The 17,744-nt window shown below is 64.5% G+C and carries 13 protein-coding genes; 5 read left to right on the top strand and 8 right to left on the bottom strand.

Translation table 11 applies throughout. The annotated features are described in order from the left end of the window. Positions 1 to 72: 72 nt before the first annotated feature. The 3 genes from DEVEQU_RS04885 to DEVEQU_RS04875 all read right to left on the bottom strand — a co-directional run bounded on the left by DEVEQU_RS04885 (position 73) and on the right by DEVEQU_RS04875 (position 3,098). Entirely contained in the window at positions 73 to 1,578 is a 1,506-nt protein-coding gene (locus DEVEQU_RS04885) for a tripartite tricarboxylate transporter permease (protein ID WP_126149453.1), read from the bottom strand. 9 nt (positions 1,579 to 1,587) lie between these two features. Continuing rightward, entirely contained in the window at positions 1,588 to 2,049 is a 462-nt protein-coding gene (locus tag DEVEQU_RS04880) for a tripartite tricarboxylate transporter TctB family protein (protein ID WP_126149452.1), read from the bottom strand. Between the two features lie 80 nt (positions 2,050 to 2,129). Continuing rightward, entirely contained in the window at positions 2,130 to 3,098 is a 969-nt protein-coding gene (locus DEVEQU_RS04875) for a tripartite tricarboxylate transporter substrate-binding protein (protein WP_126149451.1), read from the bottom strand. A gap of 150 nt (positions 3,099 to 3,248) precedes the next feature. Here DEVEQU_RS04875 and DEVEQU_RS04870 point away from each other — a divergent pair, with 150 nt between their 5' ends. The 3 genes from DEVEQU_RS04870 to cls all read left to right on the top strand — a co-directional run bounded on the left by DEVEQU_RS04870 (position 3,249) and on the right by cls (position 8,055). Then, positions 3,249 to 5,123, top strand: a complete 1,875-nt coding sequence (locus DEVEQU_RS04870) for a sensor histidine kinase (RefSeq protein ID WP_126149450.1) — start codon at positions 3,249 to 3,251, stop codon at positions 5,121 to 5,123. Next, entirely contained in the window at positions 5,116 to 6,468 is a 1,353-nt protein-coding gene (locus tag DEVEQU_RS04865) for a sigma-54-dependent transcriptional regulator (RefSeq protein WP_206437787.1), read from the top strand. The genes DEVEQU_RS04870 and DEVEQU_RS04865 overlap by 8 nt, the downstream gene beginning before the upstream one ends. A 147-nt stretch (positions 6,469 to 6,615) precedes the next feature. Next, positions 6,616 to 8,055: a cardiolipin synthase gene (gene cls, locus DEVEQU_RS04860; protein ID WP_164550250.1), complete on the top strand. Its 1,440-nt coding sequence runs from the start codon at positions 6,616 to 6,618 to the stop codon at positions 8,053 to 8,055. A gap of 10 nt (positions 8,056 to 8,065) precedes the next feature. On the opposite strand, the gene DEVEQU_RS04855 is transcribed toward cls, so the two are convergent. From DEVEQU_RS04855 to DEVEQU_RS04835, 5 genes are all read right to left on the bottom strand, one after another. Further along, positions 8,066 to 9,151, bottom strand: a complete 1,086-nt coding sequence (locus DEVEQU_RS04855) for an ABC transporter ATP-binding protein (RefSeq protein WP_126149448.1) — start codon at positions 9,149 to 9,151, stop codon at positions 8,066 to 8,068. A gap of 27 nt (positions 9,152 to 9,178) precedes the next feature. Next, positions 9,179 to 10,006 (bottom strand): carbohydrate ABC transporter permease, encoded by an 828-nt coding sequence (locus DEVEQU_RS04850; RefSeq protein ID WP_126149447.1) that lies wholly within the window; start codon positions 10,004 to 10,006, stop codon positions 9,179 to 9,181. Beyond that, positions 10,003 to 10,899, bottom strand: a complete 897-nt coding sequence (locus DEVEQU_RS04845) for a carbohydrate ABC transporter permease (protein ID WP_126149446.1) — start codon at positions 10,897 to 10,899, stop codon at positions 10,003 to 10,005. Before DEVEQU_RS04845 ends, DEVEQU_RS04850 begins: the two co-directional genes overlap by 4 nt. A 204-nt stretch (positions 10,900 to 11,103) precedes the next feature. Next, positions 11,104 to 12,402, bottom strand: coding sequence for an ABC transporter substrate-binding protein (locus DEVEQU_RS04840; protein ID WP_126149445.1), 1,299 nt, complete (start codon positions 12,400 to 12,402; stop codon positions 11,104 to 11,106). A gap of 58 nt (positions 12,403 to 12,460) precedes the next feature. Beyond that, complete coding sequence (locus DEVEQU_RS04835; RefSeq protein WP_126149471.1) at positions 12,461 to 14,776, bottom strand: alpha-L-rhamnosidase; 2,316 nt, start codon at positions 14,774 to 14,776, stop codon at positions 12,461 to 12,463. A gap of 246 nt (positions 14,777 to 15,022) precedes the next feature. Between DEVEQU_RS04835 and DEVEQU_RS04830 the strand changes: the two genes are divergently transcribed. Then, complete coding sequence (locus DEVEQU_RS04830; protein WP_126149444.1) at positions 15,023 to 16,048, top strand: LacI family DNA-binding transcriptional regulator; 1,026 nt, start codon at positions 15,023 to 15,025, stop codon at positions 16,046 to 16,048. 99 nt (positions 16,049 to 16,147) lie between these two features. Next, positions 16,148 to 17,596, top strand: coding sequence for an aldehyde dehydrogenase (locus tag DEVEQU_RS04825; protein ID WP_126149443.1), 1,449 nt, complete (start codon positions 16,148 to 16,150; stop codon positions 17,594 to 17,596). Positions 17,597 to 17,744: the final 148 nt, after the last annotated feature.

The following is a 17,744-nucleotide window of genomic DNA, read 5'->3' as shown; positions in this document are numbered from 1 at the left end:
TATGGACCGGTCATTGGCTGGGTCATGCCTGCGCCCGACGGACAAAGCCGGGCAGGGCGCAGGCGGGGAGGATCAATCCTCTTCGACGAACACTTCCTTGCGCTTCCTGCGGATGGAGGGCAGGACCGCGATGATGACGGCAAGCAGGGCCAGGCCCAGCAGCGTGGCCGAGATCGGGCGCTCGAGGAACACCATCGGGTCGCCGCGCGAGATGATCATGGCGCGGCGCAGATGCTCTTCCAGCAGCGGCCCAAGCACGAAGCCGAGCAGCAGCGGTGCCGGCTCGCAGCCGAAGCGGATCAGCACATAGCCCAGGATGCCGAAAAAGCCGATGGCGTAGATATCGAAGATGTTCTGGTTGATCGAGTAGCAGCCTATGCAGGCGAACAGCACGATGGCCGGGAACAGCGCGCGATAGGGGATGGAAAGCAGCTTCACCCACAGCCCGATCAGCGGCAGGTTGAGCAGGACCAGCAGCATATTGCCGATCCACATCGAGGCGATGATGCCCCAGAACAGCGCCGGCTGGTCGTTGATGACATTGGGGCCGGGGGTAATGCCCTGGAGAATGAACGCGCCCACCATCAGCGCCATCACCGGATGGGCGGGAATGCCCAGGGTCATCAGCGGGATGAAGCTGGTTTGCGCGGCGGCATTATTGGCCGATTCCGGTCCCGCCACCCCTTCGATGGCGCCATGGCCGAATTCCTCGGGATGCTTGGACAGGCGCTTTTCAGCCGAGTATGAGGCAAAGGAGGCCAGGATATGCCCGCCACCCGGCAGGATGCCGAGAATGGAGCCGAGCGCAGTGCCGCGCACCACCGGGCCGGTGGAGCGGCGGAAATCCTCCTTGGTCAGCCACAGATTCTTGACCGCCTTGACCATGACCTCGCGCCCCTTTTCGAGCTCGAGATTGCGCAGGATTTCGGCGACGCCGAAAATGCCGACGGCCACCGAGACGAAGTTGAGGCCCGAATAGAGCTCGCGCTGGCCGAAGGTGAAGCGTGGCTGGCCGGTATAGATGTCCTGCCCCACCATGCCGAGCAGGAGGCCCAGAACGATCATGGCCAGGGCCTTGAGGATCGAGCCATGGGCCAGGGCGATGGAGACGAGCAGGCCCAGAACGATCAAAGCGAAATATTCCGGGGCGCCGAAATTGAGCGCGGCGCGGGCCAGGGGCGGAGCGAAGAAGGCCAGGAGCAGCGTGCCGACGGTGCCGGCGAAGAAGGAGCCGAGTGCGGCGGTGGCCAAAGCCGGTCCGGCCCGGCCCTTCTTGGCCATCTGATAGCCGTCGATGGCGGTCACCGCCGAAGAGCTTTCGCCCGGCAGGTTGATGAGGATTGCTGTGGTCGAGCCGCCATATTGGGCGCCGTAGTAGATGCCGGCGAGCATGATCAGCGCCGTGGCGGGCGATAGCGAGAAGGTGATCGGCAGGAGCATGGCGATGGTGGCGGTGGGCCCGATCCCGGGCAGCACGCCCACCAGGGTGCCCAGAAGCACGCCGACAAAGCAGTAGAAGATGTTGATGGGGTCCAGGGCGACGGAAAAGCCCAGGCCAAGCGAGGCGATGATATCCATGGGCCGCTCCTATTGACCGAGCCAGGGGCCGAACAAAGCCACCGGAAAACCGAGGCCGACCACGAAGATGAGGGTGCACATGACGGTGAGGCCCACCGCCAGAATGGCGGCGAACAGAGGCGAATTCTGCCGGCTGGCCATGGCGGTGCCGAAGGCCGAGACGAAGACCACGGGAATGAAGCCAAGCCCGCGAATGGTAAGGGCGAAGAAGATGATGGTGCCCAGGATCAACACGATGGCGCGCCAGGAGGGCGGATCGCGCTCCTCGGTATCGGGCTTGCCCAGGCCGCTGATGGCAACGGCCACCCCGAGGGCACACAGGACGCCGCCAAGCAGCAATGGCATGAAGCCGGGGCCCATGCGGAACGCGGTGCCGATCTCGTAGCTCAGCGATTCCAGCGTGAAATAGGCACCAAAGGCCACGAACAATCCGCCCGAGACCAATTCCTTGGTCGAAGCATTAACGGCCATGCGCCGTCCTCCCCATGATGTTTGGCTTGTGCCGGATCATGCGGCCGCCCGCCAATGGGGCAGGCGGCCGCTGTCAGGACTTAGTCGGCATAGACGCCGGCGGCTTCGATCACCGCGCGCCAGAGTTCGATCTGGCTGGTGAGGGTCTGCGTCAGGGCCTCGGGCGTGGCTTCGGCAGCGGTGACCGGATAGGTGCCCAATTCGGCAAAGCGGGTGGTCACCGATTCATTGGTGAGCGCCTTTTGCAGCGATGCCTCCAGCCGCGCGATGATGGCCGGGTCTGTGCCCGCGGGGGCGTAAAGGCCATGCCAGACACCGATTTCGAGGCTCAGCCCGCCTTCCCTGGTGGTGGGCAGCTCCGGCAGGGTCGGCAGGCGGGTCGAAGAGGTGACGCCATAGGCCTTGACCTCGCCGGCCAGGATCTGGCTGGTCGTATTGGTGGTCTGGTCGCAGATCAGGTCCACCTGCCCGCCGATGATATCGGTCATGGCCGGGCCGGAGCCCTGATAGGGCACGGTGGTCATCGGGGTGTCGACCGCTTCCATGAACAGCATGCCGCATAGCTGGCTGGCCGAGCCGATACCGGCATGGGCATAGGTGATGTTCTCGCCATTGGCTTTCACATAGTCGAGCAGCTCGGCCATGGTATTGGGCTCGAAATCCTTGCGCGCCACCAGCGTCATCGGCACCGAGGTGATCAGCCCGATGGTGGAGAAATCGGTCAGCGGATCATAGGGCAGGCTGCGATAGAGGGTCGGCGCGGTCGACATGCCGATGTGATGCAGCAAAAGCGTGTAGCCGTCATTGGGCGCGGTGGCGACCTGGCCGGCACCGAGCGTGCCGCCGGCACCACCGACATTCTGCACCACCACCTGCTGGCCCAGATCCTGGCTCATCGCCTCGGCGACGAGACGCGCCACCGTGTCGGTGGGGCCGCCGGCCGAGAAGGGCACGACCACGGTGATCGGCTTGGTGGGATAATCCTGCGCCAGGGCGGTGCCCGACAGGGCCATGGTCACCAGCATGCCGGCGGCAAAAATCGACTTCATTGCGTTCCTCCCGAAAACATTCGCTCCGGCTCCTCCGCCGGCTCGCTGTCCATCTTGCAAAGCCCGTGCCAAGTGCGATTTGCAAGGCTGGCCTGCGTTTTTTGCAAATCACTCTGGCAAGTTTGGCGGAAAATTGCCAGGATATGCGCGATGGCTTGGCAATATCTTGCCGGAGGCGCCTTGGGCATTCGCGAAAGGCTGAAGCAGCGCAGCGTGATCCTGTTCGCCCTGGCGCTGGTGGCGGTGCTCGGTACCGGCTGGGCCGTGTTCGAGTTGACGCTGTCGGCGGGCCTGCGCACCGCGGGGCAGCAGGCCGACCGGCGCCTGGCGCTGTTCGACCGCACCCTCGAAGCCATCATCGAGCGCTTTCACTATCTGCCCTCCAGCATTGCGCTGGCCAGCGACACCCGCGCCGTGCTGCTCGATCCGGGCAATGCAGAGACCCGGGAGGCCGCCAATGCCTTTCTCTCCCGCCTCAACGACACGGCCGGGGCAGGGGAAATCTTCGTCATGGCCACCGACGGCCAGGTGGTCGCGGCCTCGAACTGGTGGGCCTATGACAGTTTTGTCGGCGAGAACCTGGCCTACCGCCCCTATTTCGAAGAGGCCATGTATGACGGGGATGCCAAATTCTATGCCGTGGGCACGGTCACCGGCGTGGCGGGCTATTTTCTGGCACGGCGCATCGATGGCGAGAATGGGCCGCTCGGCGTCGCCGTGGCCAAGATCAATCTCGGCGAGATCGAAGCCAATTGGTGGCGCTCGGGCGAATTGATCGGCATTGTCGATCTCAACAATATCACCATTCTCTCCACCCGCCCCGACTGGCGCTATCGGCCGATCGCCCCGCTGCCGGCGGGCACTTTCGCGATGATCGCACCGCAATTGCGCTATGGGCCCAAGGGCGCACGCGAAACCCCGGTGGCCGTCGACATCTGGCCCTCGCGCGGGGTGGATTTCGCCTACATCGCCGACCAGAGCACCGATACCAGCGGCATATTCGTCGTCGACGAAATGCGCCTGCCCATGCATCAATGGCGCATCATCTCCTTCACCCCGGCCTGGCCGCTGTTTCGCGACGCCTGGATTGCCGCCCTCGCCGCCGCTCTCGCCATTGCCGCCCTGTTCCTCATCGTCGCGCTCCTGCTGCAACGCCGCCGCATGCTGGCCCAGCGCCTCGCCGACCATGAAAAGCTCGAGCAGCGCGTGGCCGAGCGCACCGAAGACCTGCATGTGACCAATGAGGCGCTGCGCACAGAAATCGCCGAACGCATCCGTGCCGAGGCGGCCGAAAGGGCGGTGCAGGGGCATCTGGTGCAGGCGGCCAAGCTGGCCAGCCTCGGCCAGGCGCTGGCCGGGGTGGCGCACGAAGTCAGCCAGCCGGTGGCCGCGCTCACCACCCATCTGGCCAGCGCCAAACTGCTGGCCGCCCGCCGGCAGGATGCCGATATCACCCAGGTTCTGGGCCATATCGACCGCATCGTCGACCGGCTGGCCGGGCTCACCGGGCACCTCAAGACCTTTGCGCGCAAGCAGACCGCGGCGCCCATGCAGGCCGATGCGGGCGCAGTCATTGCCAATGCGCTCGACCTGGTCGATCACAAGCTGCGGGCGCTGGGGATCGAGGTGGAGTATCGCCGCCCGCTCCCTCCCGTCGAGGTAGCCGGCAATCCCGTCCATATCGAACAGGTGCTCATCAACCTCTTCACCAATGCCGCCGACGCCATGGCGGGCCAGAGCGTGCGGGTGCTGTCCATCGCCGTGACCGATGCTGACGGTGCGGCGCGCTTTTCGGTCAGCGACACCGGCACCGGCATTGCCCCCGACGCCCTGACCAGCATTTTCGATCCCTTCTATTCCACCAAGTCCGCCGGGGAGGGGCTGGGGCTGGGCCTTTCCATTTCTTATGGGCTGGTGCGGGACATGGGCGGGACCATCACCGTCACCAGCCCACCCGGCCATGGCGCCAGCTTCACCCTGACGCTGCCCCTCGCCCACGCCGCCGAAAGAGAACAAATTGACTGAACCCAGCGTGCTCATCGTCGACGACGAGGAAATGATCCGCACCGCGCTCGAGCAGTGGCTGCGGCTGTCCGGCTATGCGACCCATGTCGCGCCCGATGCCGCCTCGGCGCTGGCGCGGCTCGACGCCATCCGCCCCCATGTCATCCTGAGCGATGTGCGCATGCCCGGCCTATCCGGGCTCGACCTCCTGCGCCGGGTGCGCGAGCTCATGGTGCCGGCCGAAGTCATTCTCATCACCGGCCATGGCGACGTGCCCATGGCGGTGGAAGCCATGCGCCAGGGCGCCTTCGACTTCCTGCAAAAGCCCTATGTGCCCGACGAGTTGGTGGCCAGCATCAAGCGGGCAGCCGAACAAGCCGGCCTCAAGCGCGAAATCGCCGATCTGCGCCGGCAACTCGATGGCGGCGATGCCGAACTCGCCCTGCGCCTCGTCGGCAGTTCCGAGGCGGTGGAACGGCTGCGCCACATGGTGCGCGAGCTGGCTCATATCCCCGCCGACGTCATCATTCTGGGGGAAACCGGCACCGGCAAGGAAGTGGTGGCGCGGTGCCTGCACGATTTCTCCCCGCGCGCCAAGGCGCCCTTCGTCGCCGTCAATTGCGCCGCCATTCCCGCCGAGCTGATCGAAAGCGAACTCTTCGGTCACGAGGCCGGCGCTTTTACCGGCGCGGGGGCACAGCGGGTGGGCAAATTCGAATATGCCAATGGCGGCACGCTGCTGCTCGACGAAATCGAATCCATGCCGCTTCTGGCGCAGGCCAAGGTCTTGCGCGTCATTCAGGAGCGGGTGGTGGAGCGCGTCGGCTCCAACAAGCAGATCCCGCTCGATGTGCGGATCATCGCAGCCTCCAAGGTCGATCTGGCGGCCGAAAGCATGGCTGGCCGCTTCCGCGCCGATCTCTACTATCGCCTCAACCTCGCCACCCTGACCCTGCCGCCGCTGCGAGCGCGGGGCGACGACTGCGTGCTGCTGTTCCACCATTTCCTCGGCGCGGCGGCCAAGCGCTTCAATCGTCCGGCGCCGAGCCTGCACCCGGCCGATCTCGACGCCATAAGACGCCACGGCTGGCCCGGCAATGTGCGCGAACTCAAGGCTGCCGCGGAGCGCTTTGCCATCGGGCTCGACGCTTCGGGCCGCTCGCTGGCCGCCATGATCGGCCCGGCCGACGCCTCAATGCCTGAAGCGACGGGGGGCCTCGCCGAACGCGTCGCCGCCTATGAACGACACCTGATCGAAACCGAACTGGTCCGACACGGCGATTCCATCGCCGCCACCGCCGAGGCCCTGCAGGTGCCAAGACGCACGCTTAGCGAGAAAATGACCCGGCTGGGCGTGAGGCGCTGAGGGGGCGGTCTGGTTGGTGCTCTGCCCGATGCAACCTTATGCCGGAACGGCGATTTTTCCCGGCGCCAGCCGATTGACGTGCGCCGCGCCGCGCGATCTGCTTGCGCGACAGGGCCAGCGTCCAAGCCGGCCATTCCGGAGATGTCCATGCCGCTTCACCTGATCGCCGTCGCCCTCTGGGCCGCGCTGCATGGCATCGCGGTCATCCGGGTGCTGCTCAATGGCGATATCACGCCCAGCGGCCGCATCGCCTGGCTGATGCTGATCATCATTGCCCCCTTTGTCGGGGTGGCGGCCTATTTCATGTTCGGCGAGCCGTGGATGGCGCGGCGCTTCCGCCGGGCTGCCGACCTCATCGAGCGCCAGCTCGCCAATGTGGCCCTGACCGAGGACGAAACGGCGGGCCGGAAATCGGTGCCCGAACGGTTTCGCCCCGCCTTCGCCGCCTGCGAGCATCTCAGCGGCTGCCCCACTGCCAGCGGCAACAGCGCCCGGCTGACCATGGATTCCAATGCGGCGATCGACGATATGGTGGCCGATTTCGATGCCGCCCGGGACACCATCCATATCAGCTTCTATATCTGGCTGACCGACACCAATGGGCTCAAGGTGGTGGAAGCGCTCAAGCGCGCGGCGGCGCGTGGCGTCATCTGCCGGGTCGGTGTCGACGCGCTGGGATCGCGCGCCCTGATCGCATCGGACTACTGGCGGGCCATGAAGGATGCCGGTATCCGCCTCTGCATCTCGCTCAAGCCGTCGCTGCCCCTACTGGTCGGTTCGGCCAATCGCCCGGACCTGCGCAATCACCGCAAGATCGTGGTGGTCGACAATGCCATCACCTATTGCGGCAGCCAGAATTGCGCCGATCCCGAATTCCGCATCAAGCCCAAATTCGCGCCCTGGGTCGATATCCTCATTCGCTATGAGGGGCCGGTGGTGCGCCAGAACCAGCGCGTCTTCGCCAGCACCTGGCTGATCGAATATGGCGAGGATCTTTCCGAACTGCTCGACGACGCGCCGGAAGCGGCTGACGCCCCAGGCTTTCCCGCCATCGCCTTCGGCACCGGGCCGCTGTCGCCGCGCGGGGCCATGTCGGATGTGTTCGTCGCCGTGCTGGGCAGCGCGCTGCGCGAGGCGGTGATCTCCACCCCCTATTTCGTGCCCGATCCCTCGCTGCTGGCCTCCATCCTGTCCTGCGCCAGGCGGGGCGTCAAAACCACGTTGATCCTACCGGCGCGCAACGATTCACGCGCCATCTCCTCGATCAGCAGCGCCTATTTCGAGCAATTGCTGGCCGCCGGGGTCGAACTGCACCTGTTCCAGGGCGGCCTGCTGCATGCCAAGACCCTCGTGGTCGACAAGAGCCTGGCGCTGGTCGGCTCGGCCAATATGGATTTCCGCAGCCTCTATCTCAATTTCGAGAACAATATCCTGTTCTATGCGCCCGACATGGCAGCCCAGGTGCGGGCGCGGCAGGATAGCTATCTGGCGCGCTCCATCCCGGTGTCGCGCGCGGAAGTGGAGGCGCGGCCGGCCATCCGCGTCGCCTATGACAATCTGCTCACCACCATCGGGCCGGTGTTCTGAGCTCTGTGGATCAGCCGCGTGCAGCCAGCGCGTTTCCGGGCTGGTCGAACAGCAGGGCGCGAGTGGGATCGACATCGAGCGCCAGGCTTTCCCCGCGCGTCAGCACCTGGTCGCCATCGAGAACCGCCAGCCAGGTCGCGCCCGAGGGCAGTTCCAGGTTGACGATGGTTTCATTGCCCAGCCGCTCGACCATGATGACGCGCCCGACAATGGCGCCGGACGGCGCGACCACCAGATCATGCGGACGCACGCCCAGGGTCAGGGCCTCGCCCGGCCGCGCATTGGCCGCCCCGATCTTGACCGGTACGCTCACCACGTCCTTGCCGCTGACCGTGATCGTCTCGCCTTCGATCTTGTCGACTGCGACCGGCACGAAATTCATCCGCGGCGAGCCGATGAACCCGGCCACGAACAGATTGGCGGGGCGCTGGTAGAGTTCAATGGGCGCGCCCACCTGCTGCACCACGCCGCCATCGAGCACCACGATCTTGTCTGCCAGCGTCATGGCCTCGACCTGGTCGTGCGTCACATAGATCATGGTGGCGCCGAGCTCGGCATGCAGCTTGGCGATCTCCATGCGCATGTCCACGCGCAGCGCCGCATCCAGATTGCTCAGCGGTTCGTCGAAAAGGAAGACTTCGGGCTGGCGCACGATGGCGCGGCCGATGGCGACCCGCTGGCGCTGACCACCGGAGAGCTGGCTCGGCTTGCGATCGAGCAGATGTTCCATCTGCAGGATGCGGGCTGCCTCGCGAATCTTGGCGTCGCGCACATCCTTGGGTGTCTTGGCCAGCATCAGCCCGAAGCCGACATTGTCGTAGACGCTCATATGCGGATAGAGCGCGTAGGACTGGAACACCATGGCGATGCCGCGATCGCGCGGCTCCATGGCATTGACCACCCGCCCGCCAATGGAGAGTTCGCCCCCGGTAATGTCCTCCAGCCCCGCAATCATGCGCAGCAGGGTGGATTTCCCGCAGCCCGAGGGGCCGACGAAAACGACGAATTCGCCATGTTCGATCTCGAGGTCGATGCCCTTGATCACATCGACCGCGCCATAGGATTTCTGAAGGTTCTTGAGTTCGAGCCCGGCCATGGGAGCCTCCTTGGATAGCGCGTGCGATCAGCCTTTGACGGCGCCTGCAGTCATGCCGGCCACGATCTGCCGGTTGAAGAACAGGAAGACGAGCAGCGGCGGAATGGTGATCAGCAGGATGTTGGTGAACAGCAGATTATAGGCGGTGTTGTACTGGCTCTGGAAATTGTAGAGCGTCAGCTGCACCGTGGCATTGGCATTGCCCGGCAGATAATAGAGCGGGTTGGTGAAGTCGTTGAAGATGGCGACCGACTGCACCACGATATTGGTGACGGTCACCGGCCAGAGCAAAGGCAGGATGACGCGGAAGAACACGTCGAGCGGGCGCGCACCATCGATGATCGCCGCCTCGTCCAGTTCGCGCGGAATGGTGGAGATGAAGGCGCGGTAGAGAATGATCGAAAAGGACAGGCCATAGGCCACTTCGATCAGGATCAGCCCGTGCAGCTTGCCGAAAAGGCCAATGCCCTGCAGCAGCCAGATGGTAGGGACCACCGCCGGCGGCATCATCAGGCCAGCCAGGATCAGGAAGTTGATCAGCCCGTTCCACTTGGTCTTGCGGCGTTGCAGCACGAAGCCGACCATGGCCGCAAAGATCACCAGCAGCGTTACGCTCACCACGGTGAGGATGGTGGAATTGACGAAGGCCGTCACCAGCATCCAGTTTCGCGTGGTGATCACCTCGACGATATTGTCCCAGAGGTGAAAGCCCGTCGGCCAGGCGAAGTCCAGCAGCGCCGCCTCCTGCTTGTCCTTGACGGCGGTGAGGATGATGAAGACGAAGGGCACGAGAAAGACCACTGCCGACACCACGACAGCGACGGCGTTGAGCCAGTATTTGCGCAGGAAATTCACTGGTGGCCCTCCCGGCGGTTGAGGAACATGGTCAGCGGAATGACCAATAGGGCGATGAGGATGAACAGCACCACATTGCCGGCAGTCGACAGGCCGTAGAAGCCGGCCTGGTACTGCTTGTAGATGACCGAGGCGATGGTATCGGAAGCAAAGCCGGGCCCGCCGCGCGTCATGGCCCAGATCAGATCGAAGGTGCGCAGCCCGCCGATGAAGGACAGCGTGACCACCGTCGCCGTGGCCGGGCGGCAGAGCGGCAGGGTGACGTAGCGGAAGCTCTGCCAGGGGGTCGAGCCATCGATACGCGCCGCCTCGTAGTAGTCCTTGGGGATGGAGACGATGCCGGCGATGTAGATGACGGTCGCCAGGCCCACGCCCTTCCACACATCCACCAATGCCACCGAGAAGAGTGCCAGGTTCGGGTCGGTGAGCCAGCCCGGCCCCTTGATGCCGATAAGGGCCAGGCCCTCGTTGATCATGCCCTGGGTCGGATGCATGAGCACGGTGAAGGTGATGCCGACCCCGACCGTCGAGACCAGTACGGGAAAGAACACCACCGAGCGCAGCCAATCGCGCCAGACGCGCGGCGAGGTCAGCAGGATGGCCAGCGCCAGCCCCAGCACCACCTTGAGGCCCGACGTGGTCACCGCAAAGATGACAGTGTTTACGAGGCCCTTGATCAGGAACGGTTCGCGGAAGAACTGGGCAAAATTGTCGAGCCCGATAAAGGTCGAGCTGAAGAGGTTCCAGCGGGTGAGGCTGAACCAGGCGGAACTGAATGTGGGAAAGAGAAACAGGACCGAATAGATCACCGCCGCCGGGGTGATGAACCACATCGGATAGGTCGAGCTGCGCTTGGGCAGGGGTGGGCCACTGGCCTGGGACAATGTCGTCATCGGTGTGCTTCCTCTAACCATATCCACTGTCGGGATTTCAGGTCGATAGCCACGCTTCCCCTTGCGGGGAGGAATTGGGGGAGAGTGGAGGGGGCAGTGCGATACCACCCCCTCCATACCTTGCCTCAGGACCCTTGGGGGTCAAGCTCCGATACCCTCCCCGCAAGGGGAGGGTGGGAGGGAGCCAAATGGCCGGCTAACGGCTTACCAGCCGGGAAGGCCGAGCTGCTGAGCCTGCTTGCGCACATCTTCGTCATAGAGCGCAGCGCCGTCAGCGGCCGGGCGGATGCCCGAGCCCACTTCGACGGTGATCTGCTCGAGCGCCGGACCCTTGATCGGGGACAGGAATTCCAGCGCCGGGCCGTTCTGTCCACCTTCGGCGAAGTAGGGCAGCATGTCGGAGACGGCAGGCGGAATGTCAGCCGGCAGGGTGCAGCCATTGACGAGATAGGGACCGCTGGCGCCACCGGCGCGCGTCTGGGCCTCGCAGCCCTCGACGCTGGCCACGAAGGCGACGAACTTCTTGGCCGCATCCAGGTTGGCGGTTGTCTGGGGAATATAGATGCCATCGGGCATCCACACGGTCAGACCATTGAGGGTGGCGTCGTCGCCGGGCTGGGCGAAGAAGCCGACATCGGCCAGCTTGTCGGGAACGGTCTGCGCGATCGCCGTGGTGGCGAAAGTCAGCATCGGGTAGTGAGCGCCGTCGCCATTGGCGACCATGCGGATGCCGTCGTCATATTTGGCGGCGCCGAAATCTTCGTTGAAGAAGCCCGCATCATGGGCGGCCTGCAGCTTTTCGAAGCCGCGCAGCGCATTGGGATCGGTGGCGAACTTGGCCTCACCCGCCGTATAGCGATTGGCGAAGGACTGGTCTTTGGCCGCGACGTTGTAATAGTCGGCGAGCACGAAGAGCTGGCTGGTCCAGGTATCGCCATAGGTCTGGATGACCGGCACCTTGCCGGCCGCCTTGATCTTTTCGTTATTGGCCATGAACTCGTCCCAGGTCTTGGGCACGGAAAGGCCGAGCTCTTCATAAATCTTCTTGTTGTAGTAGATGCCGCCACCCATGGCCGCGCCCATCGGTGCGCCGCGGATCGTGCCATCGGGCGCCGTCACCACCTGCTTGAAGGACGGCTGGATATCGGCTTCCCACGGCTCGTTGCTGAGATCGACGAGGAACTGGGCCGGGTTGATGGCCTGAAACAGCGAGCCCGAATTGTAGCGGAAGATGTCGGCCATGGAGCCGGTGGCCAGGCGCGTCTTGACCAGGTTGTCGCCTTCCGAGCCGCCGGGGCGGGTTTCGATCTCGATCTTGATATCGGGGTTCTTGGCTTCGAATGCCTTGACCAGTTCTTCGGCCACGGCCACGCCATCGGCGCCGCTGGGAATGAGATAGCTCAGGGTCACGCTCTGCGCATAGGCGGCGCCCGACAGCGCGGTCAGCGCCATGAGGCCCGCGGCAAGCCCACCCAGCAGGGCTCTGCGATTGGTCTTGGTCATAGATAGTCCTCCCTTATTGGTCCGCCATCCGGACCGTGGTTGTCGCGTCGCCGTTTGATCAGGGCGTGCGCGCGTTGATGTTCGGCCCCGCGGACTTGGTGCGTCGCTGGGGCGAATAACTGAATTCGAGACTATGCCGGCCGGGCGCCAGTCCGGTGACGGTGCCGCTGGCGGCCTGGCCGTCGAGGCTGGCATTGCGATAGGCCTCGGCAATGACGAGGCGGCCGGTGCTGCCCTGAGGTACGGTGAACTGGTAGTGGACGGCGTCTCCGTCGACGCTCCATTGCGCTTCGATCCGGCCCTTGGGGCTGTCATGATGCGCCGTCACCGGCGACAGTTCGGGCACGATGACAGGCTCGAACACCACCGTGGCAAATCCCGGGTCATTGGCATCGGGGCGGAACCCGGCAATCGCTTCCAGCAGCCACTGGCACACCGCGCCATAGGCATAGTGGTTGTAGGAATTCATCTGCGGATTGTAGATCGTGCCATCGGGCTGGATGGCATCCCAGCGCTCCCAGATGGTGGTGGCGCCCATCTTGACCTGGTAGAGCCAGCCCGGCACCTCTTCCTGCAGAAACACGTCAGCGGCCAGGCTCGGATCGCCGATCTTGACCAGCGCCGGCAACAGGGCCGGCGTGCCGATGAAGCCGGTGCCGATCCGCCCGTCGGTGCGGGCGATGGCGTTGCGGAAATAGTCCTTGGCGGCGTCGCGCTTGTCCTCGGGAATGAGGTCGTTGACGAAAGCCAGGGCGTAGGAGGTCTGGTCGTCATAGGCGAGGCGGCCGGAGGCGGTGATGAATTCCCGCGCAAAGGCGGCCTTGACCTCGGCAGCCATGGCGGCAAGCCGTGTTTGCGTGGCCGTGTCGCCGATGATGCCGGCAATCTCGGCGACCCGACTGGCCGCCATATAGAGATAGATCGTGGCCGAAGCGTCGTCGCCGATCGTGGGCAGGGGCTTGGCGCTCGGCCCTCCCGGCTGCAGCCAATCGCCAAAGGAGAACCCGCGGGCCCCCCAGCTGCGCGGCGGTTTCACCACCGGGCCATTGCTGATCGACCAGACGAAATCGACCCATTTGGTCATCGCCGGCAGCGTTTCCTGCAACAGGGCGGTGTCGCCATAATGCAGATAGACCTGCCATGGCACCACCCAGATGGCATCGCCCCAGCCGGTGGAGCCATAAAAGCCAGGATAGTCCTGCGGCTTGAGACGGGTCGGATCGGGACAGACATGGGGCACGGCCCCGTCTTCGCGCTGATCCACCATCAGGTCGCGCAGCCATTTGCGGAAAAAGTCCTGCACATCGGCCAGATAGCAGGCGGTGCCGGCAAAGACCTGCGCATCGCCCGTCCAGCCCAGCCGCTCATCGCGCTGCGGGCAGTCCGTCGGCACGTCGATGAAGTTCGAGCGCTGGCTCCACAGCGTGTTGAGGAACAGCCGGTTCACCAGCGGATTGGCTGAGGTAAAGCCTGCCTTGACCTCCGACACCGAGGAAATCGGCACCGAAACGATATCGAGCAGCTGCGCCTCACCCTCGATGGTGACGCGGACATAGCGATAGCCCTGGAAGGTGAAATAGGGGCGATAATGTTCCTGCCCGCCACCGGCCAGGATATAGTCCAGCCGAGCGGCCGCGGTGCGGTAATTGCCGTTGTAGAACTGGCCATCCTGGTCGAGCACTTCGCCATGCTCGACGCTGATCTTGGCGCCGGCCTGGCCTTGCACCGTGATGGCGACATTGCCGCCGGCATTCTGGCCGAAATCATAGACGGTGCGGCCCTCGGCATCGGTCCAGCTGCGCACCACCGGCAGTGGCTCGAGCTCGCGCGGCGGGGTGGTCTCGTGCGGCACCAGCCTCGCGCTGTCGAAGGCCAGCGCTTCGGTGCCGGCGCTCACCTGCGGGGTAATGCGGGCGTCAAAGATCTCGCCGAAATAGATGCCGGACTTGCGCACCGGCAACTCGCCGCTCTCCCAGCTGGCATCGGTGACCAGCACGGCATCGTCCATGCCCACGGCGCCACGCAGCTCGGCAATGGCCGCGATCTGGTCGCCCCAGGTGTTGAAGATCGGCTGCTGCCCCCACATCATCTGCGAGCGCAGCCAGCCATCGGCGAGCCAGATTTCGATGCGGTTTTCACCCGCCTTGAGCAGCTGCCCGACCGGATAGGACTGGTAGCTGAGCCGGGCATCGTAGGCGGTCCAGCCAGGCGTCAGCAGATCGTTGCCGACGCGCTGGCCGTTGATGAAGGCCCGGTAGAGACCCAGAGCGCTGATATGAAGGATTTCCGTGCCACGGACGCTGTCCAGGGTGAACGACTTGGCCACGAAACTGGCCGGCGTCCCCACGCCCTGATCCGCCTGCGGGCGGATCATCTGCGCGCTCCAGGCAATGGCGGCGGGGCCGCTGTTCTGGATGTGCGAAATCGTTGCGTCGTTCACGCCGTTCCTCCCGGATATCGCCGCCAGCGCGGTCTTGTAGAATGTTCTACGTGTATCGTTCTACGTTTTCTGCCTTTTGGCAATAGCGATTCTTGCGATAGGGTGTCGGCCGGCGCAATTGACCCGGTCCGGACAGCAAAACCGGCTTTGCAATCAGGGTCTTGCGGGGGGAGAATTTTGGTGGCGAGCACGGAAAAGGATAAGGGCAACCGGCGGGTGACCATCCGCGAAGTGGCTGAAGATGCAGGCGTTTCCGTCGCGGCGGTGTCCAAGGTGCTGCGCGATGCCTATGGCGTGTCCGACACGCTGCGCGCCAAAGTCCGCCAGTCCATGGATGCGCTTGGTTATCGGCCGCTGGCCGCGGCTCGGGGCATGCGCGGCCAGACCTACACCATTGGTCTCGTCTTGCCCGACATCCGCAATCCGTTTTTCTCCGACATTATGACCGGGGTGAACAATGCGCTGGAGCGTACGCAATATCGCGCTTTGATCGGCATCAGCCAGTCCTCGGCCACCGGCGAAATGGCCATTGTCGAGGCCATGATCGACCGACAGATGGATGGGATCATCCTGATCGGCGCCACCGAGGATCGCGCCAATCTCGACGCCATCGCCGCGCGCAAGCCCTTGGTGGCGGTGGGTCACCACGAGCCCGACATCACCACTTTCGACACGGTGAACAACAACGACCAGCAGGGCGGGCAACTGGTGGTCCGGCAGATGGTGGCGGCAGGCTATAAGCGCATCGCCATGATCGGCCTCAAGAGCACGACCTCTACCATTCTGGCCGAGCGCGAGATTGGCTATCGCCGCGGCATGATCGAGGCGGGGCTGGGGAGCGCCATCAATATTGTCCAGGAATCCCAGACCTTGCGGGACGTGCAGATCACCGCCCGCCGCATGCTGCAGGCACCCAACCGGCCCGATGCGATTTTCTGCTGGACCGATTTCATTGCTCTCGAAGTGATCAGCGTCGCCACCGAACTGGGATTGCGCATTCCCGAGGATGTGGGCATCGCCGGCTATGACAATACCGTTTATTGCGACTTCGCCCAGAACGGGCTTTCCAGCATCGACCAGTCCGGCGAACTGCTGGGGCTGCAGGCGACGCGGTTGCTGATCGAGCGGATACAGGGGCGCAGCCAGGCCGAGCATTTCGTGGTGCCGCCGCGCCTGGTCATCCGGCGCAGCACCAGTCCGGGCTGACGATTTCGCCACTGGTCGCGATATCGCCGCGAAACCCGGGCACAAACCATCCGACACATTCGGACATTAGGCACACCAAGCAATTTCAGGGAGGTTGATATGAACGACATTCATTTGCTGATCGACAACGAGGATCGCCCCGCCAAGACCGGCGCCACCTATGACCGCATCGACCCGGTGACCGACGCGGTGGCGACCCGCGCCCCCGCTGCCAGCACCGAGGATGCCATTGCCGCGGTCGAAGCCGCCGCCGCCGCCTTTCCGAAATGGAGCGCCACCGGTCCCAATGAACGGCGCAAGCTGCTGCTCAAGGCCGCCGATATCATGGATTCCAAGGCCGGCGAGTTCATGGCCCTGGTGACGGCGGAAACCGGCGCTACCGGCCCCTGGGGCGGGTTCAACACCATGTTCGCCGCCAATATCCTTCGCGAAGCCGCGGCCATGACCACCCAGATTGCGGGTGAAGTTATTCCCTCCGACAAGCCGGGCAATCTCTCCATGGGCATCCGCCAGCCCGCTGGCGTCTGTCTGGGCATCGCCCCCTGGAATGCGCCCATCATTCTGGGCACCCGCGCCATCGCCATGCCGCTGGCCTGCGGCAATACCGTGGTGCTCAAGGCCTCCGAACTGTGTCCGGCCACCCATCGCCTGATCGGTCAGGTGATGCGCGAAGCCGGCTTCCCCAAGGGCGTCGTCAATGTGATTTCCAACGCGCCAGAGGATGCCGCCAAGGTGGTCGAGACCCTGATCGCCCATCCTGCGGTCAAGCGCGTCAACTTCACCGGTTCCACCAAGGTCGGCAAGATCATCGCCAAGCTGGCGGCAGAACATCTCAAGCCGGTGCTGCTCGAACTGGGGGGCAAGGCGCCGCTGCTGGTGCTCGACGATGCCGATCTCGATGCAGCGGTCAACGCCGCCGCCTTCGGCTCCTATATGAACCAGGGCCAGATCTGCATGTCGACCGAGCGCATCATCGTCGACGAAAAGGTTGCCGACGCCTTTGTCGAAAAGCTCGCCGCCAAGGCCAAGGCGCTGCCAGCGGGCGATCCGCGCGGCCAGGTGGTGCTCGGCGCGCTGGTCACCCGCCAGGCCGCCGAGCGCGTCGAGGAAATGATATCGGATGCCGTGGCCAAGGGCGCGGTGCTCGCCGCCGGCGGCAAGCGCGACGGCGCCATCATGGAAGCCACGCTGCTCGACCATGTGACGCCGCAGATGCGCATCTATGCCGAAGAATCCTTCGGGCCGGCCAAGAGCGTGATCCGAGTGAAGGGCGACGACGAAGCTGTTCGCGTCGCCAATGACACCGAATATGGTCTCTCCGCGGCGGTCTTTTCCAGCGATATTCGCCGCGCCATGGCCGTCGCCCGTAGGATCGAAAGTGGCATCTGCCACATCAATGGCCCGACCGTGCATGACGAGGCGCAAATGCCCTTTGGTGGCGTCAAAGCCTCAGGCTACGGCCGTTTCGGCGGTCGCGCCGCCATTGCCGAATTCACCGACCTGCGCTGGATTACCGTCGAAGACCCCGACCAGCACTATCCATTTTAGTCGCTCAAGCCGCAAAGACCCCGCCGGTCTTTGCGGCCCCGCTTCACCCCGCCAGGAACAGCTTGACCACGAGGCCGATGGCGGTGACGCAGAGCACGCCGGCGATCCACAGCCCGAAGAACCAGAGATAGCGGTGCCGGGGGACGTC

It is taken from the genome of Devosia equisanguinis (assembly GCF_900631955.1).
Taxonomy (GTDB): Bacteria; Pseudomonadota; Alphaproteobacteria; order Rhizobiales; family Devosiaceae; genus Devosia; species Devosia equisanguinis.
This window is presented reverse-complemented; position numbering and strand designations above follow the sequence as displayed.

What these genes read in the sequence shown, in the direction of transcription:
- DEVEQU_RS04870 (WP_126149450.1), top strand. Translation starts at nt 3,249, where the DNA reads ATGGCTTGGCAATATCTTGCCGGAGGCGCCTTGGGCATTCGCGAAAGG.
- DEVEQU_RS04845 (WP_126149446.1), bottom strand. Translation starts at nt 10,899, where the DNA reads ATGACGACATTGTCCCAGGCCAGTGGCCCACCCCTGCCCAAGCGCAGC.
- DEVEQU_RS04880 (WP_126149452.1), bottom strand. Translation starts at nt 2,049, where the DNA reads ATGGCCGTTAATGCTTCGACCAAGGAATTGGTCTCGGGCGGATTGTTC.
- DEVEQU_RS04855 (WP_126149448.1), bottom strand. Translation starts at nt 9,151, where the DNA reads ATGGCCGGGCTCGAACTCAAGAACCTTCAGAAATCCTATGGCGCGGTC.
- DEVEQU_RS04840 (WP_126149445.1), bottom strand. Translation starts at nt 12,402, where the DNA reads ATGACCAAGACCAATCGCAGAGCCCTGCTGGGTGGGCTTGCCGCGGGC.
- DEVEQU_RS04875 (WP_126149451.1), bottom strand. Translation starts at nt 3,098, where the DNA reads ATGAAGTCGATTTTTGCCGCCGGCATGCTGGTGACCATGGCCCTGTCG.
- cls (WP_164550250.1), top strand. Translation starts at nt 6,616, where the DNA reads ATGCCGCTTCACCTGATCGCCGTCGCCCTCTGGGCCGCGCTGCATGGC.
- DEVEQU_RS04825 (WP_126149443.1), top strand. Translation starts at nt 16,148, where the DNA reads ATGAACGACATTCATTTGCTGATCGACAACGAGGATCGCCCCGCCAAG.
- DEVEQU_RS04835 (WP_126149471.1), bottom strand. Translation starts at nt 14,776, where the DNA reads ATGATCCGCCCGCAGGCGGATCAGGGCGTGGGGACGCCGGCCAGTTTC.
- DEVEQU_RS04885 (WP_126149453.1), bottom strand. Translation starts at nt 1,578, where the DNA reads ATGGATATCATCGCCTCGCTTGGCCTGGGCTTTTCCGTCGCCCTGGAC.